This is a genomic window from Proteus sp. fly-1008 (assembly GCF_040140305.1).
GTDB classification, from domain to species: Bacteria; Pseudomonadota; Gammaproteobacteria; order Enterobacterales; family Enterobacteriaceae; genus Proteus; species Proteus vulgaris_B.
Genome location: NZ_JBEEWH010000013.1, coordinates 65,640 through 87,860 on the forward strand (window position 1 = coordinate 65,640; position 22,221 = coordinate 87,860).

Genomic DNA, 22,221 nt, shown 5'->3' on the forward strand with positions numbered 1-22,221 from the left:
GTTACTCTTTTTCAATTAAATAGGGATCTGTATAACCTAAATTTTGTAAGATTTCTGTCTCTAAACCTTCCATTTCTTCGGCTTCATCATCTTCAATATGATCATAACCTAAAAGATGTAGACAACCATGAATAACCATGTGTGCCCAATGTTCTTCGACGGTCTTACTCTGTTCAACGGCTTCTTTTTCTACCACTTGTCGACAAATAATCAAATCACCTAATAAAGGCAGTTCAATTTCAGGTGGCGCCTCAAAAGGAAAAGAAAGCACGTTAGTGGGTTTATCTTTACCGCGATAAGTGAGATTAAGCTCGTGACTTTCTGCTTCATCAACAATGCGGATGGTGACTTCACTGACTGGTTGAAACTGTGGTAATACCGCTTCAAGCCATGCCATAAATTGGGCTTCACTCGGAAGCCCTTGCGTATTTTCACTTGCAACTTGTAAATCAAGGATAACTTCACTCATGATTTTCTCTCTGAAGCTTCTCTTTTTCTGCTTTGATAGCTTGGCGACGTTTTTGGTCTTCAGTTTCCCAAGCTTCATAGGCGATAACAATTTTAGCAACCACAGGGTGACGAACAACGTCTTCACTGTGGAAAAAGTTAAAACTTAAGTCATTCACATCGGACAAAACCTCAATAGCATGACGTAAGCCTGATTTATTGCCTCTTGGCAGGTCAATTTGAGTTATATCCCCAGTGACAACAGCTTTAGAGTTAAAGCCAATACGCGTTAAGAACATTTTCATTTGTTCAATGGTGGTGTTTTGGCTTTCATCAAGAATAATAAAGGCATCATTGAGTGTACGTCCACGCATATAAGCGAGGGGAGCGACTTCAATAACGTTACGCTCTATTAGTTTCTCAACTTTTTCAAAACCCAACATCTCAAATAACGCATCATAAAGCGGTCGTAAATAAGGATCGACTTTTTGACTAAGGTCGCCAGGTAAAAAGCCCAGTTTTTCACCCGCTTCAACCGCAGGGCGCGTTAACAAAATACGACGCACTTCTTGACGTTCAAGGGCATCAACAGCGGCAGCAACAGCCAGATATGTCTTCCCTGTACCTGCAGGCCCAATACCAAACGTAATATCATGGGTTTGAATATTGGCAATATATTGAGCCTGATTCGGTGTACGAGGTTTTATCACGCCTCGTTTAGTCCGAATATTGGTTGATTTCCCAAATTCAGGAACATGCTCATCACTTTGCTCAAGCACACGGCTTTCTTTGATAGCAAGATGAATTTGTTCTGGGTCGATATCGGGGATCACGCCTTTAATTGGCGAGGTTTCCACATACAAGCGACGTAAAATTCCTGCTGCTGCATTGACACATAATGATTTACCCGTGAGTTTAAAACGGTTATCACGATGATTAATCTCGATACCTAAACGGCGCTCAAGTTGCTTAATATTATCGTCAAATGGACCACATAGGCTCATTAAACGGGCATTGTCAGCTGGCTCTAAGAAAATTTCTTGGGTCGCTACTTGTGCATGTGCTATTACTGTCACTGATTATCCTTTTGTTAAATCTGATTAATTAAGGTTGGTAAACACCTACCCCTAATTCATCTTCTTTGCGAGTACGTGCAATGACGGATTCTGGTGATTCATGGATACGTAAATCCATTTGATCTTCCGTTCTAACCACTTTACCACGTAGGGAGTTGGCATAAACGTCCACAATCTCAACATCAACGAACTTACCAATCATATCGGGTGTACCTTCAAAGTTAACCACACGGTTAGTTTCAGTACGACCAGAAAGCTCCATCACATTTTTACGTGAAGGACCTTCAACAAGAATACGCTGTACACTGTTTAGCATGGCTCGGCTAAAGTTCATAGCTTGTTGATTGATACGTTGTTGTAGCAGATATAAACGCTGTTTCTTTTCATCTTCGCTAACGTCATCAGGTAAATCAGCGGCTGGAGTACCAGGACGTGCAGAATAGATAAAACTAAAGCTCATATCAAAATTTACATCTGCAATTAATTGCATCGTTTTTTCAAAGTCGTCTTGTGTTTCACCAGGGAAACCGATGATAAAATCTGAGCTGATCAGAATACCAGGACGCGCTTTGCGTAATTTGCGAATGATGCTTTTATATTCAAGTGCCGTATGGTTACGCTTCATTAATGTTAGAATGCGGTCAGAACCACTTTGTACTGGCAAATGCAAATAGCTGACTAACTCTGGTGTATCTTCATAAACGGCAACGATATCATCAGTAAATTCTATTGGATGACTAGTTGTAAAGCGAACGCGGTCAATACCATCAATCGCGGCAACTAAGCGGATTAACTCCGCAAAACTGCAAATTTGCCCATCAAAGGTTGCTCCACGATAGGCATTCACGTTTTGACCTAATAGGTTAACTTCGCGTACACCTTGAGCGGCTAATTGTGCGATTTCAAATAACACATCATCACAAGGGCGACTGACTTCTTCACCTCGAGTGTAGGGTACAACGCAGAAAGAGCAGTATTTATTACAGCCTTCCATGATGGAAACGAAAGCAGAAGGGCCTTCTGCACGAGGTTCTGGCAGACGGTCAAATTTTTCGATTTCAGGGAAACTGATATCAACAACTGGGCTTTTAGTGCCTTTAACCTGATTAATCATTTCAGGTAAGCGGTGTAAGGTTTGTGGTCCGAAGATAATATCGACACACTGCGCACGTTGACGAATGTATTCACCTTCTTGAGAGGCAACACAACCGCCGACGCCAATGATAATATCGGGTTTATTATCTTTAAAATATTTCCAACGTCCTAACTGATGAAAGACTTTTTCTTGTGCTTTCTCACGGATAGAACAGGTATTTAGCAGTAGAATGTCCGCATCTTCGGCGACATCGGTTAACTGATAACCGTGGGTGCTTTCGAGTAGGTCTGCCATTTTGGATGAATCGTACTCATTCATCTGACAGCCCCAAGTTTTAATGTACAGTTTTTTTATCGTCGACATTGTGTAAATCCGGTATTTTCAGTGAGACAATAGCTAATCACTGGAAAACGTTGCGTGTAATAAGCCAATAAGGCGGTTATTGTAGTCATTTGTGTGGTCAGTGACTAGAGTAAGTCGGCGCTAATTCTTTATGGCGTTTAGTTTAATCAAAATAAACTGAAACAGCGCTTACCTATTATTTAAAGTAATGAGTTATGGCATAACAATGATGAGTAATGTAAAAAACGATTTTGATGCAATCATCGCGGGTGGCGGGATGATTGGCGCTGCTGTTGCAATTGGACTGGCGCAAGAAGGATTGCGTGTCGCAATGATTGAACGACAGTCTCCAGCACCTTTTGATGCGTCATCTCATCCTGATATCCGTATTTCTGCGATTAGCTGTGCGTCCGTTAGTCTATTAAAACAACTAGGTGCATGGCAACATGTTTTGGCTATGCGTTCTGCGCCTTATCTTACTCTTGAAACATGGGAAGAAGAAAATGCTCATGTTATTTTTGATGCAAAAAGCTTAGGGTTGCCCGAATTGGGGTATATGGTTGAAAACCGTATTTTGCAATTAGCACTTTGGCAAGAAGCTGAACGTTATAGCAATATCACTTTATTATGCCCAAACAGTCTAAGTAAAATGACCTATTTAGATGATAAGTGGAAAGTAACACTTACTGATGGCAGTGAAGTGACCACAAATTTAGTGGTAGGTGCGGATGGTGCGAATTCTCAAGTACGCCAATTTGCTGGTATTGGTAGCAATGGCTGGCAATATCGCCAATCTTGTATGTTGATTACAGTAAAAACAGAATTACCACCAGAAAAGGGAACATGGCAACGGTTTTATCCTTCTGGGCCTCGGGCTTATTTACCACTTTTTGATAACTGGGCTTGTTTGGTTTGGTATGACTCGCCGGACAGAATTAGAAAACTGCAAAACATGTCGATGATGCAGTTAGAAAAAGAAATTCAACATGCTTTTCCTGAGCGATTAGGTAAAGCAACGCCTATTGCTGCGGGATCATTCCCATTAACGCGTCAACATGCAAGCCGTTACGTTGATAAAGGGATTATTTTGTTGGGAGATGCGGCTCATACCATCAATCCTTTAGCGGGGCAGGGCGTCAATTTAGGTTATCGTGATGTAGATTGTTTCTTAGACTTAGTGGCTGAAGCTAAAAAGCATTATGAGCCTTGGGATTCAATGGTGTTATTGAAAAAATATCAGCGCCGACGTATGCCTGATAACTTAGTGATGCAAGCGGGAATGGATGTTTTTTATCATGCCTTTAGTCACCAATTACCGGGGTTAAAAGTCATTAGAAATATCGGTCTTTTAGCAGCTCAACATGCAGGTAAGGCTAAAGAAGCGGCGCTACGTTATGCTTTAGGCATTAAGTAATTTAAGTAATAAAGTAATGCGATGATCTCCCCAAAGAGATCACCGCATTATTGCTAAGTGTTTAAGTGCTTAGCATGAAAGGCAATATGTTCGCCAATAAAACTCTCCACAAAATAGTAACTGTGATCGTACCCTTGATGTAAATTCAATTGATAAGGGAAATGTTTTTTGTCACAAACTTGCGCAAATAATTCAGGCTTAAGTTGCTCTTGATAGAAGGGATCGCCCGATCCTACATCAACACGCATGGGTAAGGTATGTTCTGCGTTATTAAGTAAAGCAATCGCATCATACTGTTCCCATTGCTTAGTATCCTCTCCTAAGTACGCATTAAACGCCTTTTTACCCCAAGGAACTATAGATGGTGCCACTATAGGAGAAAATGCCGATACGCTGCTATAGCGTGCCGAATTTCGCAATGCAATGGTTAATGCACCATGCCCTCCCATTGAATGCCCGCTAATTGCGCGCTTATCCGTGACAGGAAAGTGTGTTTCAATCAGTGTCGGCAGCTCATCAACAATATAGTCATACATGTGATAATGCGCATTCCATGGCGATTGTGTTGCGTTTAAATAGAATCCAGCACCTTGACCTAAATCATAAGCACTATCATCAGCGACATTTTCACCACGGGGACTGGTATCTGGTACAACTAAAATAATGCTATGTTGTGCCGCGAATTGTTGAGCACCAGCTTTGGTAATAAAATTTTGTTCGTTACAAGTTAAGCCTGATAACCAATATAAAACAGGGTATTTTTGCCCTTCTTCCATAGGAGGAAGATAGATGGCAAATTTCATCTCACAATTTAATACCTTTGATGTATGCTGATAAACTTCTTGCCAGCCACCAAAACAGGCATGATGTTCAATCCTTTCCATTTTGACTCCTTTAAAAACAAAGACAAACCTATGAGGCATAGGCTTGTGGATGATTAATCGAAATGAATAACAGTTCGGATTGATTTACCTTCGTGCATTAAATCAAAAGCTTCATTAATTTTTTCTAATGGAAGTTTATGGGTAACAAAAGGTTTAAGTTCGATATTACCTTTCATTGCATCTTCAACCATACCGGGTAATTGACTACGGCCTTTTACCCCCCCAAAAGCAGTACCTTTCCACGAACGACCCGTAACCAATTGGAAAGGACGTGTTGAGATCTCTTGCCCAGCGCCAGCCACACCAATGATGACTGATTGCCCCCAACCACGATGCGCACTTTCTAATGCGGCTCTCATCACATTGACGTTCCCAATACATTCAAAAGTATGATCAACACCCCATTGGGTCATTTCGACAAGAACTTGCTGGATAGGTTTATCGTAATCATTAGGATTTAGACAATCTGTCGCACCAAATTGACGTGCCAATTCAAATTTCTCAGGATTAGTATCAATGGCAAAAATACGGCCCGCTTTGGCTTGTCTTGCACCTTGCAGAACAGCAAGGCCAATACCACCCAAACCAAAGACAGCGACTGAATCACCTTCTTGTACTTTTGCCGTATTGTGAACAGCACCAATACCGGTTGTGACGCCACATCCTAATAAACAGACTTCTTCGTGATTAGCTTCAGGATTAATTTTTGCTAATGAAACTTCAGCAACAACGCTGTATTCGCTAAAGGTAGAACATCCCATGTAGTGATAAATAGGCTGTCCATTATAGGAAAAGCGTGTGGTGCCATCGGGCATTAAGCCTTTCCCTTGCGTTGCTCTGACTGCAACACATAAGTTTGTTTTACCTGATTTACAAAATAGACATTCACCGCATTCTGCTGTGTACAGTGGAATAACATGATCGCCAGGTTTTACGCTAGTGACGCCTTCACCTACTTCAACAACAACACCTGCGCCTTCATGGCCCAGAATAGCAGGGAAGACACCTTCAGGATCATCACCTGAGAGCGTAAAGGCATCTGTATGGCAAACGCCAGTGTGGCTAATTTTAATAAGCACTTCGCCGGCTTTTGGTGGCATAACATCAACTTCAACAATTTTTAAAGGCTCTCCAGGTCCAAATGCGACCGCAGCACGAGATTTCATGGTGTATCCTTTTTTTGTTATTAACGCAGGTAAGTGCGGATAAGTGAAATGGCATCATCAACGGAATTTTTTTGATCTTCAGGAGAAGCGACAGCATCCATAAGACCTTCACGTAAATGACTTTCGAGTACACCTGCCATTAGGCCATTGATAGCGCCTCGAATGGCAGCAATTTGTTGTAATACCTGACCGCATTCATTTTCATTTTCAAGGGCTGTTTCTAAAGCAAGAAGTTGCCCTTTTATTTTTCTTACGCGAGTTAACGCGGCTTTTTTTTCTGCTGGTGAGTGTGGCATACATAATCCTTAAATATACTATAGGGGAGTATAGTATTTGAGTGAATGTATGTACAGAGAGATCAAAAAAGCTTGGAAAAATAAAAATGGAATTAAAAAATCGTTTTGAATGCAAGAAAGTAAAAAGAAGTACAAAGGGTAGAAGTAGTGTTTGGGGGGAAATGGAAGCGCAGAAACAAAAAAGACTCGCTATTGCGAGTCTTAATCGTTGATTTCGTGATAAACACGTTAGTAATCAATGGTGCGGGAGGCGAGACTTGAACTCGCACACCTTGCGGCGCCAGAACCTAAATCTGGTGCGTCTACCAATTTCGCCACTCCCGCATACAACTTTTCAGAAAAAAAGACTCGCTCTGCGAGTCTCTCTTTCAAAATATGGCTGGGATACCAGGATTCGAACCTGGGAATGCCAGGATCAAAACCTGGTGCCTTACCGCTTGGCGATATCCCAAAAATGGTGGCTATGACGGGATTCGAACCTGTGACCCCAACATTATGAGTGTTGTGCTCTAACCAGCTGAGCTACATAGCCTTATTGAATCTAGCTATCTTTCTTTTGAAAGATGGCTGGGGTACCAGGATTCGAACCTGGGAATGCCAGGATCAAAACCTGGTGCCTTACCGCTTGGCGATACCCCATCCGCTAATTCAATTGTCAACACACTTATTTATCAGAAATATGGCTGGGATACCAGGATTCGAACCTGGGAATGCCAGGATCAAAACCTGGTGCCTTACCGCTTGGCGATATCCCAACTGATAAATTCTTGACGAGGTTAAAATGGTGCGGGAGGCGAGACTTGAACTCGCACACCTTGCGGCGCCAGAACCTAAATCTGGTGCGTCTACCAATTTCGCCACTCCCGCAAAAAAGATGGTGGCTATGACGGGATTCGAACCTGTGACCCCAACATTATGAGTGTTGTGCTCTAACCAGCTGAGCTACATAGCCATCTTTTTTTGCATAACCTTCGTCGGCGTTGCGGGGCGCATTATGCGTATTACAGACAAATCCGTCAACTGCTTTTTGCATTAATTTTCGAGAAACGTGTCCGTTTGCTCGATGGTTAATCATTTTGTCGAAAAAAGATCCAAAAAACAACCTTATTGATAAAAAATATACTCAAAAAGAAGAGAGTGTAAAGTGTGAATAAAAAGAAAAAACAAAGCAGTAAGAAGAGAGAGGTGAATAAATATCATTAAAATGTAGGGACAAAAAGGCATAAAAAAAGAAATGTAGTGAAAAAATCATGCAACATTTCTTTTTCTTAGTCTATTACTGTTTGAATTTTAGACCATTTTCCTATTTAACTAAGAAAAAGTATTTATTTAACTCAAAAAGTATAATTTATCAGCAATAACTTACTTTTCTAATAGCTGTTGAAGCAATTCTCCGTTAAGCATTGCTCGTTTAGTTAATGCAAAAGCCCCTATTGCAGAACGATGATCAAGCTCTGATGTGACCACAGGAAGTTCTTCTCTAAATTCTTTTAATACTTGCGTATTAATACAACTTTGAATGGACGGTAGCAAAATTTCAGCAGCTTCGGTTAATTCTCCCGCTAAGACAACTTTTTGTGGGTTAAATAAGTTAATTGCGATCGCAATGGCTTTACCCAAATGTAGGCCAACCTGTTTAATTGTTTCCACCGCTAATGGATCATTTTTAACCGCAGCATGACAGATATCTTGGATTTGACACTGTGTCGATGATAAATATTGGCTTGGGTAGCCTTGCTCTAGTTGATAGCGCACTTTGGCTTCAATTGCCGTATTTGATGCAATTGTTTCTAAACAGCCAAAATTACCACAATGACAACGCTCACCCAGAGGGTCTATTTGAATATGGCCAATTTCCCCAAGGTTACCGCGCTGATTGAGGAGAATTTTATTATTAATAATAACCCCTGCACCCGCACCGCGGTGAATTCGCACTAATAGCGAATCTTCACAATCTCTTGTGGCACCAAAATAGTTTTCAGCTAATGCGAGGCTTCGAATATCATGACCAGCATAACATGGAAGGCTAAAGCGTTTTTCAAGACTGTTTACTAAAGCCCAATTATCCACTTTCATATGAGGCATATAGCGAACAACGCCTTTATTGGGATCAACAAGGCCGGGTAAGATCACGGAAATTGAAATAAGCTCACGAATACGACGTTGATTTTGTTTAATAAAATCATCAATTGCGTTAATAAGCAGAGTCTCAACTTCATTTTGTGTGCTTTGTTCTATGGGATAGTGTTGCTCAATAATGACCTTACCACTCAGATCATAGAGTGCGACAGTCGCATCATTGCGCCCTAGCCGCACACTGACGGTATTAAAATTACGGTGTTCAACAATGATGGAAATAGCACGGCGTCCACCTGTTGATGCTTGTTGGTCAACTTCTTTAATCAGCCCACGTTCAAGCAACTGACGAGTAATTTTAGTCACACTGGCCGGTGCTAACTGGCTTTGTTCGGCTATTTGGATACGGGAAATGGGCCCGTGTTGATCAATCAGTCGATACACAATCGCACTGTTAAGTTGTTTAACAAGATCGATATTGCCAATTTGCGTTTCAGTGTTGTTATGACTCATCAGCATAGACATCCATTAGTTATCAGTTATTTCAATACCATTGACAAATGTTGTACAAAGGTTGAAGTCCTTGTCAAAAGAAGCAAGATTAGCAATTTTTCCAGCTTCAATTGTACCGAGTTCTTTTTCTACCCCAATCGCACGAGCGGGATAAAGTGTAGCCATTCGTAATGTTTCATCTAATGGAATACCTACATGGATCACGCTATTTTTAATCGCGCCAATCATGGTAAGTGATGATCCACTTAATGTGCCATCAGCATCGACACACAATCCATTACGATAATATATGGTTTTTCCTGCAAAAACGAAGCTATCCATCTCATTTTTATTAGGATCAAGCCCCGCAGGCGCAGTTGCATCTGTGACTAAAAGTAATTTATCGCCTTTTAAACGCTTACTATTGCGAATATTAGCCCATGAAACATGCATACCATCAGCAATAATACCTGCATAAACCTCTGGTGTATCATAAATAGCGCCAACAAGGCCAGGGCCTCTGCCTGTAATATAAGGCATTGCATTATAAAGATGGGTCGATAATGAAATTCCATTACGGAACCCTTTACGTGCTTCTTCATAAGTCGAATTGGAATGGCCTGCCGAGACAATGATACCTGCTTTGATTAATTGACGAACATACTTTTCATCAACCATTTCTGGTGCAAGGGTGATTTTTGCGATGACATCAGCATTATCGCACAAATAGTCAATCATCTGAGCACTTGGTTGACGAATAAATTGCGGATCATGCGTTCCTTTTTTAATCACATTGATGTAAGGGCCTTCTAAATGTAATCCCAGTACTTTATTTTTATGTTTTTTCATATAGGCGCGAGTTGCTTCGATGCCTATTTTCATCAATTCATCAGAACAGGTAATTAGTGTTGGTAAATAACTGGTACAGCCTAAACGCTCATTTGCTTTTTGCATGATTTCTAGCGTTTCAATGGTGACATTTTCTGGTATGTCATTAAATTGCACGCCACCACAACCATTAACTTGTAAATCGATAAAACCAGGAGAAACAATTGCACCTTTCATATCACGAACAGAGATATCTTTTGGCAGTTGATCCTGTGGACAAACCTGCTCAATACGGGAGCCGTTAATAATAATGGCGTGATTTTCTAAACGGTCGTAACCTGTATAAATAACAGCATTTGTTAAGGCAAACATACCTTTGTCTCCTGATAAGGGAAGTTAATCTAAAAAGCCGATATCAGCCAGTAAATTCTGGCTGATAAGTAAGAGAGCTTAGCCTTTTCCACTACTTAATCAGTAGGTACTTATTTTACTAAACTTAGTCTTGGTATTTTTGACACTCTTGCGCTTCAATCTGTTGGAAATAACGCAATGTTTTAACGCGTAATTCCATTGTGGCAGGATCATCACACACTATAATTGCTTTCGGATGAAGCTGGACACAGGAAATTGTCCATAAATGGTTAACAGCACCTTCTGTGGCAGCATGTACAGCCTGTGCTTTATTAAAGCCTGTTGCCAAAATCATTAACTCTTCAGCATCTAATAAAGTACCCACACCAACTGTCAGTGCGTATTTAGGAACATGATTTACATTATTGTCGAAGAAACGTGAATTCGCTAAACGGGTGTCTTCGGTGAGTGTTTTCATGCGAGTGCGTGAAGAGAGTGATGACGCAGGTTCATTAAAAGCAATGTGACCGTCATTACCAACGCCCCCCATAAACAGATTGATTTTGCCATAAGACTTTATTTTAGCCTCATAACGTGCACATTCTGCTTGTGGATCTTCTGCATTGCCGTTTAATAAATTGATATTTTCATCTTTAATATCAATATGATTAAAGAAGTTTTCATACATAAATGTACGATAACTTTGTGAATGATCTGATGGAATACCAACATATTCATCCATATTGAATGTCACAACGTGTTGAAAACTGATTTTTCCAGCTCGGTGTAATTCAATTAACTCTTTATATGTCGCCAATGGCGTGCCACCAGTTGGTAAACCAAGCACGAAAGGGCGATCTGCGGTTGGATTAAATTCGTTGATCTTTTCAACGATGTAATTTGCAGACCACTTACCAACTTGTTTTGCCGTGGATAGGGGGATTAACCTCATAGTAACCTCATAGAAAAAAGACAAATCTGATAATTCAGGAACATGTTATTTCATTGTGTGATTATCAGTGGCTCATCTATAACACGAATTTCTTTTCATTTTTAGTCGATGACCCAATTGTCCCGCCAAAAGATATTTTTAATCATAAAATAAGCTTTCTGACTTAGCCAGCATTTCAGCTAAAAAATATACGATATTGGTGACTTCAATCACAAATTATGACTAATTAATTTGCGATACGAAATAATTTTTTTAGACTGAAAATGGAATTAAATAATTAGCTCATCAATTTTTTTATAAAATATGAATGAGTATGAATAAGATCCCGTATAGGGGCTATCCAAGGGGGAGTTTGTGAATATTTTAAGTTATCTGCAGAAGATAGGACGGGCACTAATGGTGCCTGTTGCTACATTACCTGCAGCTGCAATTCTGATGGGGATTGGCTACTGGATTGATCCAGTAGGCTGGGGTAGCGATAACGCGCTTGCAGCCTTACTGATTAAATCAGGCTCCGCAATCATCGATAATATGTCAGTTTTGTTTGCTATAGGTGTTGCTTATGGTATGTCGAAAGACAAAGATGGTGCAGCAGCATTAACTGGATTTGTCGGGTTTTTAGTCGTAACCACACTTTGTTCGCCAGCGGCCGTTTCTATGATCAAAGGTATCCCATTAGAGGAAGTACCAGCCGCATTTGGTAAAATAGAGAACCAATTTGTGGGGATTTTAGTGGGTGTGCTTTCAGCGGAACTTTATAACCGTTTTAGCCAAGTTGAATTGCCTCTCGCACTCTCTTTCTTTAGTGGTCGACGTTTAGTTCCTATTTTAGCGTCATTCCTCATGATCATCGTTGCCTTTATTTTGATGTATATCTGGCCTGTTATTTATGGCGGATTAGTGAGCTTCGGTGAAAGTATTAAAGATATGGGGGCATTGGGTGCTGGTATTTACGCATTCTTTAACCGTTTATTAATTCCTGTTGGTCTACACCACGCATTGAACTCTGTATTCTGGTTTGACGTTGCCGGTATCAATGATATTCCTAATTTCCTTGCTGGTCAGAAATCTATTGATGCAGGCTTAGCGACAGTGGGTATAACGGGTCGTTACCAAGCTGGTTTCTTCCCTGTAATGATGTTTGGTTTGCCAGGTGCTGCACTGGCGATTTATCACTGTGCACGTAAAGAAAATAAAGCAAAAGTTGCTGGTATTATGATGGCGGGTGCATTTGCTGCATTCTTCACTGGTATCACAGAACCGCTTGAATTCTCATTTATGTTTGTTGCACCAGTGCTTTATGTTATTCACGCATTCTTAATGGCAATTTCTGTTTATATCGCTGCAAGTATGGAGTGGATTTCAGGATTTGGTTTTAGTGCAGGTTTAGTGGATATGTTCTTATCCTCACGTAACCCACTTGCTGTACACTGGTACATGCTTATTGTTCAAGGTATTGTGTTCTTCTTCATTTACTACGGTATTTTCCGTTTCACTATCACGAAATTCAACCTAAAAACACCAGGTCGTGAAGATGAAGTATCTGGTGATGAAACTGCCGATGGTTATGATGAAGATATCACAACAGCCCCTGCAAATAGCAAAGAAGGCATCCAGCAAGAAGCCCGTCAATATATCGCTGCAATTGGTGGTTCTGACAACTTAACGGGTATCGACGCTTGTATTACGCGTTTACGTTTAAATGTAAAAGATGCAACCATTGTTAATGATAGCTATGCAAAACGCTTAGGTGCATCAGGGGTTATTCGCTTAAACAAGCAAAGTGTTCAAGTGATTGTGGGTACACGTGCAGAGCTTGTGGCTAACGCAATGCGTGATGTATTAACACAGGGGCCAGTTGCTGCTTATGAAGGCTCATCGGCTTCAACCGTATCTACTGAAAAAACACCTGTAAAACAAGCTAATGCTAATGCAAAAGTATTACTTGAAATGATTGCGCCTTTTGATGGTGAAGTTGTGGCATTAAAAGATGTGCCGGATGAAGCTTTCTCAAGTGGTGTTGTAGGGGATGGGCTTGCGATTAAACCAACCTCTAATATTGTATTGGCACCTGCAACAGGCTCGGTTGTTAAGATTTTTGATACTAACCACGCATTTTGTATTGAAACCGATAATGGCGTTGAAATCATCGTTCATATGGGGATTGATACGGTTGCATTAGGCGGTAAAGGCTTTAAGCGTTTAGTTGAAGAAGGAGCAGACGTTAAAGTCGGTCAACCTATCTTAGAATTAGATCTTGAATATCTAAACGCTAATGCTAAATCGATGATAAGTCCTGTGATTGTAAGCAATGTTGATGATTTTGATCAAATTGCTGAACAAGTTACAGGTGAAGTGGTTGGAAATAAAACCGTTATCTACAAAGTATTAAAATAAATTCTATACAGATATTTAATCCTCTATAAAGAGATGGTTAAATAAGACGATAAAACGGGGAGTCTTTCAAACTTCCCGTTTTTTTATCTCTATTTTGATAAATATCTCAGGGGTGTATTTAGCTAAGGTATTTATGAAACCTGCTTATTGGATTATAGTGTGATGTGTTTTTTTATATTAAATATCAATATGATAAATGGCAATTCTCATTATTGCTCACTATTAACTCACAACTCAACGTAGCCATTACCTCTATCATCAAGATATTTATCCGTCATTCTCATAGATTTGTGTCCAAGTATTTTCTTTGCAAACTCAGCGCTTTTTTCTTCTTCATATAATCTTGCAGATAAACTTCTAATTTCATGAAATGTTGGTTTATTTTCTATATGTTTAGGTAACGCTTCGATAAATTTACCTCTCAATGTTTTTGCGGTGGTGTTGCCACAGATTTTATCTGAGCTCCTATTCATGAGATTTAAAACATCTTTAATAGAATAACCAATAGACTCAAGTCTTAATGAGAGTGGTATTGCTACTTTAGAGCCTGTTTTTAATTGGGTGACATACAGCCTATCATTTTTTATATCATCCCATTTCATGTTGATAACATCGCTAATGCGTTGAGCTGTAAGTATCGCCAATAGGAACATATACCTATATTTGTCATTTGTGTGCTTTAAAGCGTATTTAAACTCTTCTAGTGATAACCTTGATCGCTGAACACTTGTTTTTGGCGGCTTTGTCACTGATACGGGATTTTCCTTTATCACACCATCAGCAATGGCTTCATTAAAGGCATCTAGCATGGTGGATCTTAGTAGTTTTGCCATTGCCTTTTTTGGGTACTCTGAAATAAATGTAGCTACATCTCTTGGCGTTACACTCTCAATTGGACAGTCATTAAAGTGTAATTTGATTAACTTTATTCTTGATTCGTAATCGTAGAGCGTCTTCTCTTTTAACCCCCTGCTGTTTACTTTCCCCCTGTAAGTATCAAGCCACTCATGCAACGTTACACAGTGAATATTATTAATTCTGTCAACTAATGACTCTTTTGGTTTGTAAATAGCTAAATTGGCTTGAATGGCTTCGGTTATTGCTAATGATTTATTTGAGCCAACAGAAAATTCCTTTTTAGTTCTTACATCCCTGTAATAGTAAATCCCTTTACGCAAATACAAGTTAGGCGGTAGCCCCTTGTTCTTTGCACTTCTGTTTCTGCCCATTAATTCTCTCCATTAAAGACTGCGGATCTTTTACTAGCTTATCATTTGTTAGAATTGCCCAAGGTTCGATTTCATAACTACCGCCAACCTTTTCCGGGGCAGGGTATAGCCTTCCTTCACTAATATATCTATATAAAGTTCGTGGTGTTTTTGGTTTAACAAAATATCTATTATTCCATTCTAATAATGTTATTCGCTTCATTTATTGTTTCTCCTATTTATTCTTCTCTTCCTTTTGCAGATTTCTGATGTATTGGCACATAACATCTTTGGTGTTGTACTTTGTGTGATTTAATGACTTAAACTTCGGCGTGTATTTATCAAGGATCTGAGTGGTTAGTTTGTCGCTGGGTATTCCGTGGCTTCTGAGTTCGATTAAGCATTCCTTTGCTATTTTCCTTCGTGCGTTTTCCATTGCCTGTGCATTCATAGTCTTTGCCTTTTATTTCTCATTATTACTCTGAGTGAGTTAGGGCAATTTTCTATTTCAACGTTATAAATTGTATTTTTAATTTTAACTCTGTGATTTATTCGAAATCCTTTCTTGCTTTTATCGTGGATATTTAAGGCTGCACTTATTGCCATCCTTTCTATATCATTAACATCACCATGAATTCTGATTTCCATAATTCACCTATGCTATTCTCCACTCATTTAATATTTTATTACCGATATTAATTAATTCGTCCCTATCGACAGTATTAATTATCTTTCGTGGTTTGATATATGGTCGCCATATTAAAAGCATTGAGCCTTTATTATTTCCATTTACGGGTTTGTTTGTTCCTGCATTAATAAATGATATTCTTCCTCCTGTAATTAGTCTCACTTCATCAACTGTTTCTAATGCAGAATTAAACCAACCTACAGAAGTATCAGCAGGAATTAACATAACAACAGGCTGTAATTGCTTTTTACATTGCTCGGCAGCTTTATTTACCCATGGCTGAATTTCACTGTAAGGAGGATTTAAGAATATCGCTCCGTAACTTTCCCAGTCGCAATTTAACGAGTTGTCTTTTTCGGTGAGGTAATGAGAGCAGAGAGCATTATTTTTATCGGCGGCAGCATCTAAATAGAAACCAAATTCAGCGTCCAATGCTGTGAATAAAGGTAGGGGAGTTTGCCATCTGTCACGCAATTCCTTTGGTGTGTGGCTACCTCCATAATCAGTCTTCATTCTTACTATCTCTTATCATGATTAGGTAGCTGAACATCAGGGATACAGGAAATACCTCCTGCATAACCTGACTTATACACATAGCATGTCACATGTCTTTGGTCATCATGATACATATCGATAGCAGAGCCTTCTTTTAGCTCATCGCAACCAGATAAAAATAATATTGCAACAGAGGTAATTATTAATTTATTCATTTTCAGCCTCTAGTATTTCGTTAATAGTATTTCTGATGTCAATTAAGTCTTGTTTTGTCACATCCATATTCCAAGATGGAGTGTTTAAAATAAAACAATCATTTTTTGTAGGTTCAATCTCAATACAATCTTTGTAATTTTCTAAGCCAGCATAATACTTATCTTTCATTCCATACCTCTCCACAAATAACTTCAAAACTCATCACTGACATTAAATATTCAGCACGTTTATTGCATTCCGATTGCGTATATATATCTTCCGTTACAGGCACAGCAGAACCCTGTATTAGCATGAGTAATACATATCCGATTATTTGCATTAATTGTTACTTTAAATTTTAGGTATAAAAAACCCTGCTAGTGCAGGGTGAAGATTTATTGTTTATTTATTTTTGATGGGATGTATTCCATAAGCAAATATTAGAGATAGTATTTCTTTTTTGTCTTTGTCTATATCTATATCAATTTTATCAGATATGCCTATCAAATATTCCTTGTCATTGTTGCTTATTTTAAATACTTTGTAGTATTTATCATAAGGAGACCCGCCTGTATTTTCAGGTTTGTTGCTAGATGATAACCTTGTAGCATCGGCTCTAATTTTTAATATATCACTAACAAGATTTGAAGACTCATATTTTTCACCCGAGCCACGTTTGTCTATAAGAAGATATTCGTAAATCATAGCTCCTCCACTTTTAAGAAAGGTTACCATACATGCTATTCATTATAATAAATAGCTACCCGCTCTCAACTTTACGAAATTCAATGACCCAAACAAAGGGTTTGCTACCCCATCCGTCGGCACCATAAATATCAATCCATGCCTCAGCGAAGTTATCGTATGGTGTAAATTGCTCGCCGCCGCTATCTGGGTCACTATAAGTAGGTCGCCACCCAGTAAGCTCAAATCCTTCAGCGTGTGCATCATCTTGTGATATCTCCTGAATCTGCTGAACCCAAACATCAGTAATTTCAATTTTCCCTTTGATATTACCGTCCTTGTCTGCAAAGTTGATGATGTCGCCAGCTTGTCCATAAGGGCAATCATCATCAATAAATCCGTGTCGCCACGCTGCGCATACTTGCTCGGATAAGGTGTAACCCTCTTGCCATGCATTAAGCTTACGTAACTCTTCCTCGGTTACTTTAGGCTGTGGCTCAATTGGTCTGCGCGTCTGCGTTTTTCTGCCATCCATGACAGCCGATAACATAGCATTGTTGAATTTAATACTGTCTTTCATAATTACCTCTATTGATATGTTTTTGAGCAAAACATGTAATCTGTAAAGCCATGTTTTAAAAGGTTTATTTATTTAATTATTGGTGATATGATCGATTTTCAACCACTTATGAGGAAGAATGGATATGAGTAATAATCATTATGAAATGACGGTGTTTGGTAAAGAATATAAACTTATAGCTATTGAATCTAATAGTAATAGTTTAATGTTTAGAGCGGAGGATAACTCTGAACTCCCACCAATTTACAGTGAGCATACTAAGCTAAATTTAAGGCTTCGTATAAAGATGCCTAATGGTTTTTATAAGAGTGCCACTGTAACTAGAGCACCTTATGGTATGTTTGCGGTCAGCTTTATTTAAAGTCAAACTGCCAAGGATCGGCGTTCATTCCTCTTCATTGCATCCCTGCGAGTTAAATTAAGCTGTCCGTAGCTTTCATGGTTATATCCTTTGGTTAAGCGGGTAGGGTGGTTAAAATGGGATGTCATCATCAAAGTCCATCGGTGGCTCATTTTGTGGTGCTTGTTTCGGTGCTTGCGGTTGCTGAGGTTGACCCCATTCTTGGTTTTGTGGTTTCTGGCTTCCTGTCTGATTACCGCCGTTACCGCCAAAATCTAATTGGTTAACGATAATTACTGGTGCTGATTTTTTCTCACCACTCTGGCTTGTCCATTCCTCCATGACGAATTCACCAGTAACTGTAACCTTTATTCCCTTGGTTAGATGCGGAGGTAGCTTTTCAGCTTTAGAGCCAAATATCTTACAGATAACCCAGGATACTTTTTCGTGTTCTCCGTAACCTTGTTTCACTGGTAAACTAAAAGATGCAACCGCCTTACCATTTGGCGTCCATCGTTGTTCGCAATCTTTACCTAAATTCCCACTTGCCGTTATTGTGTTAATTGCCATACACACTCCATTGATTTCCAAATTGAATACCTAACTTGTTTAATCCTTGATCCATCACCTCAATGAACTCAGGTACTAACTCGTCAAATTCTTTCATCATTTTTTCGTCACGATCAACAGGGAAATATGCGATTTCTTTTCCTGCCGGCATTCGTGGGTCAAAATTTGCAAAGTGCCAGATATCCTTACCTGTAACCCACATGGAATATTGAACTTGAGCCACATATTCCTTTTTCATTGCATCGATTCCATTCAATGCTAAGTCTATAAATACGTCCGTGTTATTAGGGCACTTAAGCTCCAATCCTGAGCCATCACTGCAAATGCCATCTGGTGAGCAAGCCATCCGTAGTTGCTCATCTTTGAATATTATTGGCACTTCCTTTGCCGTTAATCCGGTGTAAAACTCGAATGTCATCCTTGCTTCTAATTCGTAGTTTTTACCCCATTCCAGCGTCCTTGCTGATACCTCCTTGTAAACTCCCGTGCAGACTTCACCAATAAGGGTGTTTAAATATGTTTTCTTTGTGTCTGTCCATTTTGTTCCTGACCTTGGCTTAGAGATAACTTTCCATGCCTCAGAGGCAGTTACTACGCCAAGCCTGATAGACATCCATTCTTCGCTTCCTTGCTCTATCTTGGTTAAATCGATGCCTGTTTTGCTTAGAATGATGTCATTACTAATCATTTTCCTTCTGCCTTTTTCCTTAGCATGTCGATAATGGTATTGGCTTCAAATGCGGTTAATTGCTCTGGATGGGATATTTGATGGTTGAATTTTTTACTAATAAATGCGAAGAATGCGTCACTCCATTCGCCGTTAACTTTAAGCATCAAGTCCGTGATAGCTTTTAGTTGATCCTCGCTTGCTGGCGTTATGTCCTTTGCTTTACTTTCAGGAACATCAAAATAATTTCCTTCACCTGCCTCGGTATTCACATAATCAATGGCTTGATCTAATCTTTCACGACGAGGCCAGTATTTGCTTGCTCTCTTCACAATTGTTTTACGAGCCATCTCATCCCACCATGTTTTCCATGGGCCATTTCTTGACTTGCTCGTAGCCTCAACAGCCTTTATCTCATCCAATCTCATCTCTTCCGTGAGATAGTCGCCACTTGCCGTTTTCACTGTGCAATAACCACCAATAACACCACCTCTATCACTGAATGCGTTATATTTGTGGGTTGGCGGGGTGTCTAGACCATTAGATTCATAAACGTCATTCTCATGTACTAATTTACATTGACCCCATTCGATAGCTTGAGTGGCTTGAGCTAGGTGCATGAGACCCATATAGCTAATATCAAGACATACGAATCCATTACGAGGAACTAAGTACGCCAACTTACTTGCAGGGTTTAATGTAATTCCAATGGCAGCCACATTAATAATTGCATTCTGTGCACTTGCAGGATTTTCCATTGCCACTTTTGCTAGGCTGTCATTTCGTTGAAACGCCTGGATTGCAAACTGGCTTTCCTTAGCCCATGTGATCGTTTGATCTGTTAGTGCGTTACAAAACAATGGTTCTTGTTGTTGCACAAACTCAATAATTGACGTGCTCACAATATCTCCTTATCTATACCAATCTGAATCGCTGTTTTAATTCCATTTAAAACCGCATCCAGAGCCTGAGGGCTGATTTCAAATACAGGATTTAACTTCCTTGCTAAATCCATGCACAGTAGTTCTTCTGGCAGGTTATCCATAACCTCATCAACTGACATTTTCTCTTCCTGAGAATTAACAAACGCCTGTTTTTCCATTTGGCGTTCATACCAGTCGTTTCTGAGTCCGTAGGTGTTGGTTAACATAAAACCCCCTTAGATAAACGCGCGCTCCTTGCGTGTGTTAATTTCGTTTTGAATCAGGCGGGTCTTTTCTTTGCTGATGCCCATTTTCCATTCGAAAACCAAATCATCTAATTGATCATCAGTTAGTTCAGACTCTCGTAATAGTGCGAATATCTGATGCTTTACGTGCTTCTGCTTTGCGTTCATGCTGTACTCCATATGCTGTTTTTAATGTTTCGTTTGCTTCGATCCATCCGTCCTTGTCCGTGAGAAATAAAGCAATTCCAGCCTTGCTTTGGGCTACACGTAATTTATATTTATCAATATTCATGCTTACCTCTGGATGTGCGAAACCTGCGCTAATCTTTCGATAGCGATAGGGTGGTTATCTGGTGTTGGTGCGGTGGGTTAGTAGTGAATTTTTACGTTTGATACTAGGTTTTTAGCGATAGCGATAATGCAATTCTTGGCGCACTCTTCTGGAATGCCAGCATCAATTAAATCTTGCATGGCTTGATTGTTAATTGCTTTCTGATGTTCCTTATCAGCCTGACGTTTAGCTTCTTCCTGACGCTTACGTTCAACTTCTGCTAATCTCGCCTGCTCTGCTTCCTGCGCTTTCTTGCGTTCGGCTTCGATAGCTAATTGCTTCTCACGTTCAGCCTTTTCCCTGGCTTCTTTAGCATCGCGCTCTGCCTTTTCCTTGGCTTCTTTTGCTGCTTGTTCTGCACGTTGAATAGCTTCCTGCTTTTCACGCTCTGCGCGTTCGGCGGCTTCTTTAGCTTCACGCTCTCGCTTAGCTAATGCTTCAATTTCTTGCTGTGCTTTACGTTCAGCTTCAAGTCTTGCCTGTTCCGCAGCTTGTCGTTTCATTTCTTCTTCACGAGCAATGCGTTTGCGATCTTCTTCAGCTTTGCGTAAATCAAACAATTCGTTCATTTGCAGAGCTTCTTCGTGATCAACTTCTATTTGCTCCTTAAGCGCTTCAGCTTCTTCACGAGCCTTTTCTTTCTCTTCCCACTCTGTTAATGGTTTGCGAATATCTGCGCTTAATGCATCTAGTTCGTCACGAAATAACTTACGACTAGCATCAACTTTTTTGGGCAGCTCTTTTAACTTATCGACAACTGCTTTACCTTCCTTGTCGATATACGTTTTTGTTTGAGCAACTTTGTACGCCAGAGATGCAAAAGCTTTTCGGTTTTTAGCTACTGAGAAATCACTGTCGAGTTCTTTACGCTCTTCTTCTGCAAGAGACTTAATGTGCTCTAGCATTTGATTTACTTTTTCTGGTGCCGTAAACAAATCGAGCGCCGTTGCTTGTTCAATTACGACTAATTCATTTGCCATTTCCTATGTTCCTTATGTGCGTTAATCTGTGTAGGCTATGTATTTAAACTTTCCATTTCCAAAGTGTTCAAATCTACCGCCAAACGTACCAACTACTTCTTTCCTGACCTCTTCTTTATCCATTCCCTCGGGATAAACGCCTTCCTTAATCATTGAGCAACTTGAGTGGAGCTTTGTACGGTAGTCCAGTTTTGTAGGGTCTAATTTTCTAGGCTCCCATGAACGATAAGCTCCAGTAGCTTTGTCTGCACTGACAACATAGTCATTAATGATTTCATCTTCTGATTCTTCCCATCCGCACTCATCGCAATATCCGCTAGGTGCTGTACATGCACTGCAAGGAGCACTTAAATGGCAAGAACAATTATTCACTGGATGTAGCTCTATGGTTCCTTGGCACCCATTACGCAAACAGGTGTCTCCTTCGCAATATCCGAAGTTACCCATAATTAATTCCTTATGTGCGTATTCCTCACTATTAATAGCGATATGAATGAT

Annotated in this window: 26 protein-coding genes and 7 tRNA genes; 3 read left to right on the plus strand and 30 right to left on the minus strand. The window is 39.8% G+C overall.

From position 1 onward, the window contains the following. Position 1: 1 nt before the first annotated feature. From ybeY to miaB, 3 genes are read right to left on the minus strand one after another with little or no spacing between them, the layout of a single operon-like run. A complete protein-coding gene (gene ybeY, locus ABN256_RS17060) occupies positions 2-469 on the minus strand; it encodes an rRNA maturation RNase YbeY (RefSeq protein WP_196553439.1) in 468 nt (155 codons plus the stop codon). Beyond that, positions 462-1,523, minus strand: coding sequence for a PhoH family protein (locus ABN256_RS17065; protein WP_036912056.1), 1,062 nt, complete (start codon positions 1,521-1,523; stop codon positions 462-464). The genes ybeY and ABN256_RS17065 overlap by 8 nt, the downstream gene beginning before the upstream one ends. A 28-nt stretch (positions 1,524-1,551) precedes the next feature. Next, positions 1,552-2,982, minus strand: coding sequence for a tRNA (N6-isopentenyl adenosine(37)-C2)-methylthiotransferase MiaB (miaB, locus tag ABN256_RS17070; RefSeq protein WP_072070231.1), 1,431 nt, complete (start codon positions 2,980-2,982; stop codon positions 1,552-1,554). Between the two features lie 205 nt (positions 2,983-3,187). Between miaB and ubiF the strand changes: the two genes are divergently transcribed. After that, complete coding sequence (gene ubiF / locus ABN256_RS17075) at positions 3,188-4,375, plus strand: 3-demethoxyubiquinol 3-hydroxylase (RefSeq protein ID WP_196553438.1); 1,188 nt, start codon at positions 3,188-3,190, stop codon at positions 4,373-4,375. Positions 4,376-4,428: 53 nt separating this feature from the next. On the opposite strand, the gene fghA is transcribed toward ubiF, so the two are convergent. The 13 genes from fghA to nagB form a co-directional block, all read right to left on the minus strand. After that, the gene (fghA, locus tag ABN256_RS17080; protein ID WP_349439807.1) at positions 4,429-5,259 is read right to left on the minus strand and encodes an S-formylglutathione hydrolase; all 831 of its coding nucleotides are present in this window, start codon (positions 5,257-5,259) and stop codon (positions 4,429-4,431) included. A gap of 53 nt (positions 5,260-5,312) precedes the next feature. Continuing rightward, positions 5,313-6,425 (minus strand): S-(hydroxymethyl)glutathione dehydrogenase/class III alcohol dehydrogenase, encoded by a 1,113-nt coding sequence (locus ABN256_RS17085; protein WP_196553436.1) that lies wholly within the window; start codon positions 6,423-6,425, stop codon positions 5,313-5,315. A gap of 20 nt (positions 6,426-6,445) precedes the next feature. Continuing rightward, positions 6,446-6,721: a metal-sensing transcriptional repressor gene (locus tag ABN256_RS17090; RefSeq protein ID WP_036938507.1), complete on the minus strand. Its 276-nt coding sequence runs from the start codon at positions 6,719-6,721 to the stop codon at positions 6,446-6,448. 239 nt (positions 6,722-6,960) lie between these two features. After that, positions 6,961-7,045: transfer RNA gene (locus ABN256_RS17095), tRNA-Leu, on the minus strand. 52 nt (positions 7,046-7,097) lie between these two features. Beyond that, positions 7,098-7,172 (minus strand) — tRNA-Gln (locus ABN256_RS17100). 4 nt (positions 7,173-7,176) lie between these two features. Further along, a tRNA-Met gene (locus ABN256_RS17105) sits at positions 7,177-7,253 on the minus strand. Positions 7,254-7,285: 32 nt separating this feature from the next. Next, a tRNA-Gln gene (locus ABN256_RS17110) sits at positions 7,286-7,360 on the minus strand. 41 nt (positions 7,361-7,401) lie between these two features. Beyond that, positions 7,402-7,476: transfer RNA gene (locus tag ABN256_RS17115), tRNA-Gln, on the minus strand. A 27-nt stretch (positions 7,477-7,503) separates the two neighbouring features. Continuing rightward, positions 7,504-7,588 (minus strand) — tRNA-Leu (locus ABN256_RS17120). Positions 7,589-7,596: 8 nt separating this feature from the next. Next, positions 7,597-7,673 (minus strand) — tRNA-Met (locus ABN256_RS17125). A 410-nt stretch (positions 7,674-8,083) separates the two neighbouring features. Further along, the gene (gene nagC, locus ABN256_RS17130; protein ID WP_082151829.1) at positions 8,084-9,316 is read right to left on the minus strand and encodes a DNA-binding transcriptional regulator NagC; all 1,233 of its coding nucleotides are present in this window, start codon (positions 9,314-9,316) and stop codon (positions 8,084-8,086) included. A gap of 9 nt (positions 9,317-9,325) precedes the next feature. Beyond that, positions 9,326-10,489, minus strand: coding sequence for an N-acetylglucosamine-6-phosphate deacetylase (gene nagA / locus ABN256_RS17135; protein WP_196553435.1), 1,164 nt, complete (start codon positions 10,487-10,489; stop codon positions 9,326-9,328). A gap of 124 nt (positions 10,490-10,613) precedes the next feature. Next, positions 10,614-11,420: a glucosamine-6-phosphate deaminase gene (nagB, locus tag ABN256_RS17140; protein ID WP_196553434.1), complete on the minus strand. Its 807-nt coding sequence runs from the start codon at positions 11,418-11,420 to the stop codon at positions 10,614-10,616. A 354-nt stretch (positions 11,421-11,774) separates the two neighbouring features. Here nagB and nagE point away from each other — a divergent pair, with 354 nt between their 5' ends. Further along, on the plus strand, positions 11,775-13,817 hold the full coding sequence (nagE, locus tag ABN256_RS17145; RefSeq protein ID WP_196553433.1) for an N-acetylglucosamine-specific PTS transporter subunit IIBC: 2,043 nt from the start codon (positions 11,775-11,777) through the stop codon (positions 13,815-13,817). Positions 13,818-14,044: 227 nt separating this feature from the next. Here the strand turns inward: nagE and ABN256_RS17150 are convergent, their stop codons facing one another. From ABN256_RS17150 to ABN256_RS17180, 7 genes are all read right to left on the minus strand, one after another. Further along, positions 14,045-15,046, minus strand: coding sequence for a tyrosine-type recombinase/integrase (locus tag ABN256_RS17150; RefSeq protein ID WP_196736556.1), 1,002 nt, complete (start codon positions 15,044-15,046; stop codon positions 14,045-14,047). Beyond that, positions 15,003-15,248: an excisionase gene (locus ABN256_RS17155; RefSeq protein ID WP_349439809.1), complete on the minus strand. Its 246-nt coding sequence runs from the start codon at positions 15,246-15,248 to the stop codon at positions 15,003-15,005. The genes ABN256_RS17150 and ABN256_RS17155 overlap by 44 nt, the downstream gene beginning before the upstream one ends. 432 nt (positions 15,249-15,680) lie before the next feature. Next, a complete protein-coding gene (locus ABN256_RS17160; RefSeq protein WP_349439810.1) occupies positions 15,681-16,226 on the minus strand; it encodes a phage N-6-adenine-methyltransferase in 546 nt (181 codons plus the stop codon). A 5-nt stretch (positions 16,227-16,231) separates the two neighbouring features. Beyond that, positions 16,232-16,423 (minus strand): hypothetical protein, encoded by a 192-nt coding sequence (locus ABN256_RS17165; RefSeq protein ID WP_349439811.1) that lies wholly within the window; start codon positions 16,421-16,423, stop codon positions 16,232-16,234. Continuing rightward, complete coding sequence (locus tag ABN256_RS17170) at positions 16,416-16,592, minus strand: hypothetical protein (protein WP_349439812.1); 177 nt, start codon at positions 16,590-16,592, stop codon at positions 16,416-16,418. The genes ABN256_RS17165 and ABN256_RS17170 overlap by 8 nt, the downstream gene beginning before the upstream one ends. A gap of 213 nt (positions 16,593-16,805) precedes the next feature. Further along, positions 16,806-17,108 (minus strand): hypothetical protein, encoded by a 303-nt coding sequence (locus ABN256_RS17175; RefSeq protein ID WP_196738557.1) that lies wholly within the window; start codon positions 17,106-17,108, stop codon positions 16,806-16,808. Between the two features lie 55 nt (positions 17,109-17,163). Beyond that, entirely contained in the window at positions 17,164-17,667 is a 504-nt protein-coding gene (locus tag ABN256_RS17180) for an ASCH domain-containing protein (protein ID WP_196738556.1), read from the minus strand. A gap of 124 nt (positions 17,668-17,791) precedes the next feature. On the opposite strand from ABN256_RS17180, the gene ABN256_RS17185 reads away from it, so the two are divergent. After that, complete coding sequence (locus ABN256_RS17185) at positions 17,792-18,028, plus strand: hypothetical protein (RefSeq protein WP_195697210.1); 237 nt, start codon at positions 17,792-17,794, stop codon at positions 18,026-18,028. Between the two features lie 111 nt (positions 18,029-18,139). Here ABN256_RS17185 and ABN256_RS17190 read toward each other — a convergent pair whose 3' ends face one another. The 7 genes from ABN256_RS17190 to ABN256_RS17220 form a co-directional block, all read right to left on the minus strand. Further along, positions 18,140-18,577, minus strand: a complete 438-nt coding sequence (locus ABN256_RS17190) for a single-stranded DNA-binding protein (RefSeq protein WP_349439813.1) — start codon at positions 18,575-18,577, stop codon at positions 18,140-18,142. Continuing rightward, entirely contained in the window at positions 18,567-19,265 is a 699-nt protein-coding gene (locus tag ABN256_RS17195; protein WP_502929704.1) for a lambda exonuclease family protein, read from the minus strand. The genes ABN256_RS17190 and ABN256_RS17195 overlap by 11 nt, the downstream gene beginning before the upstream one ends. After that, positions 19,262-20,146 (minus strand): RecT family recombinase, encoded by an 885-nt coding sequence (locus tag ABN256_RS17200; RefSeq protein WP_260798025.1) that lies wholly within the window; start codon positions 20,144-20,146, stop codon positions 19,262-19,264. Before ABN256_RS17200 ends, ABN256_RS17195 begins: the two co-directional genes overlap by 4 nt. Beyond that, the gene (locus ABN256_RS17205) at positions 20,143-20,394 is read right to left on the minus strand and encodes a hypothetical protein (RefSeq protein WP_349439815.1); all 252 of its coding nucleotides are present in this window, start codon (positions 20,392-20,394) and stop codon (positions 20,143-20,145) included. The genes ABN256_RS17200 and ABN256_RS17205 overlap by 4 nt, the downstream gene beginning before the upstream one ends. 127 nt (positions 20,395-20,521) lie before the next feature. Beyond that, the gene (gene kil / locus ABN256_RS17210) at positions 20,522-20,704 is read right to left on the minus strand and encodes a host cell division inhibitory peptide Kil (protein WP_349439816.1); all 183 of its coding nucleotides are present in this window, start codon (positions 20,702-20,704) and stop codon (positions 20,522-20,524) included. A 77-nt stretch (positions 20,705-20,781) separates the two neighbouring features. Continuing rightward, the gene (locus tag ABN256_RS17215; RefSeq protein ID WP_349439817.1) at positions 20,782-21,723 is read right to left on the minus strand and encodes a coiled-coil domain-containing protein; all 942 of its coding nucleotides are present in this window, start codon (positions 21,721-21,723) and stop codon (positions 20,782-20,784) included. 21 nt (positions 21,724-21,744) lie between these two features. Next, positions 21,745-22,170: a hypothetical protein gene (locus tag ABN256_RS17220; protein ID WP_349439818.1), complete on the minus strand. Its 426-nt coding sequence runs from the start codon at positions 22,168-22,170 to the stop codon at positions 21,745-21,747. Between the last annotated feature and the right edge of the window lie 51 nt (positions 22,171-22,221).

What these genes read in the sequence shown, in the direction of transcription:
- ybeY (WP_196553439.1), bottom strand. Translation starts at nt 469, where the DNA reads ATGAGTGAAGTTATCCTTGATTTACAAGTTGCAAGTGAAAATACGCAA.
- miaB (WP_072070231.1), bottom strand. Translation starts at nt 2,982, where the DNA reads ATGTCGACGATAAAAAAACTGTACATTAAAACTTGGGGCTGTCAGATG.
- ubiF (WP_196553438.1), top strand. Translation starts at nt 3,188, where the DNA reads ATGATGAGTAATGTAAAAAACGATTTTGATGCAATCATCGCGGGTGGC.
- fghA (WP_349439807.1), bottom strand. Translation starts at nt 5,259, where the DNA reads ATGGAAAGGATTGAACATCATGCCTGTTTTGGTGGCTGGCAAGAAGTT.
- ABN256_RS17085 (WP_196553436.1), bottom strand. Translation starts at nt 6,425, where the DNA reads ATGAAATCTCGTGCTGCGGTCGCATTTGGACCTGGAGAGCCTTTAAAA.
- ABN256_RS17090 (WP_036938507.1), bottom strand. Translation starts at nt 6,721, where the DNA reads ATGCCACACTCACCAGCAGAAAAAAAAGCCGCGTTAACTCGCGTAAGA.
- nagC (WP_082151829.1), bottom strand. Translation starts at nt 9,316, where the DNA reads ATGCTGATGAGTCATAACAACACTGAAACGCAAATTGGCAATATCGAT.
- nagA (WP_196553435.1), bottom strand. Translation starts at nt 10,489, where the DNA reads ATGTTTGCCTTAACAAATGCTGTTATTTATACAGGTTACGACCGTTTA.
- nagB (WP_196553434.1), bottom strand. Translation starts at nt 11,420, where the DNA reads ATGAGGTTAATCCCCCTATCCACGGCAAAACAAGTTGGTAAGTGGTCT.
- ABN256_RS17150 (WP_196736556.1), bottom strand. Translation starts at nt 15,046, where the DNA reads ATGGGCAGAAACAGAAGTGCAAAGAACAAGGGGCTACCGCCTAACTTG.
- ABN256_RS17155 (WP_349439809.1), bottom strand. Translation starts at nt 15,248, where the DNA reads ATGAAGCGAATAACATTATTAGAATGGAATAATAGATATTTTGTTAAA.
- ABN256_RS17160 (WP_349439810.1), bottom strand. Translation starts at nt 16,226, where the DNA reads ATGAAGACTGATTATGGAGGTAGCCACACACCAAAGGAATTGCGTGAC.
- ABN256_RS17165 (WP_349439811.1), bottom strand. Translation starts at nt 16,423, where the DNA reads ATGAATAAATTAATAATTACCTCTGTTGCAATATTATTTTTATCTGGT.
- ABN256_RS17170 (WP_349439812.1), bottom strand. Translation starts at nt 16,592, where the DNA reads ATGAAAGATAAGTATTATGCTGGCTTAGAAAATTACAAAGATTGTATT.
- ABN256_RS17175 (WP_196738557.1), bottom strand. Translation starts at nt 17,108, where the DNA reads ATGATTTACGAATATCTTCTTATAGACAAACGTGGCTCGGGTGAAAAA.
- ABN256_RS17180 (WP_196738556.1), bottom strand. Translation starts at nt 17,667, where the DNA reads ATGAAAGACAGTATTAAATTCAACAATGCTATGTTATCGGCTGTCATG.
- ABN256_RS17185 (WP_195697210.1), top strand. Translation starts at nt 17,792, where the DNA reads ATGAGTAATAATCATTATGAAATGACGGTGTTTGGTAAAGAATATAAA.
- ABN256_RS17190 (WP_349439813.1), bottom strand. Translation starts at nt 18,577, where the DNA reads ATGGCAATTAACACAATAACGGCAAGTGGGAATTTAGGTAAAGATTGC.
- ABN256_RS17195 (WP_502929704.1), bottom strand. Translation starts at nt 19,265, where the DNA reads ATGATTAGTAATGACATCATTCTAAGCAAAACAGGCATCGATTTAACC.
- ABN256_RS17205 (WP_349439815.1), bottom strand. Translation starts at nt 20,394, where the DNA reads ATGTTAACCAACACCTACGGACTCAGAAACGACTGGTATGAACGCCAA.
- kil (WP_349439816.1), bottom strand. Translation starts at nt 20,704, where the DNA reads ATGAATATTGATAAATATAAATTACGTGTAGCCCAAAGCAAGGCTGGA.
- ABN256_RS17215 (WP_349439817.1), bottom strand. Translation starts at nt 21,723, where the DNA reads ATGGCAAATGAATTAGTCGTAATTGAACAAGCAACGGCGCTCGATTTG.
- ABN256_RS17220 (WP_349439818.1), bottom strand. Translation starts at nt 22,170, where the DNA reads ATGGGTAACTTCGGATATTGCGAAGGAGACACCTGTTTGCGTAATGGG.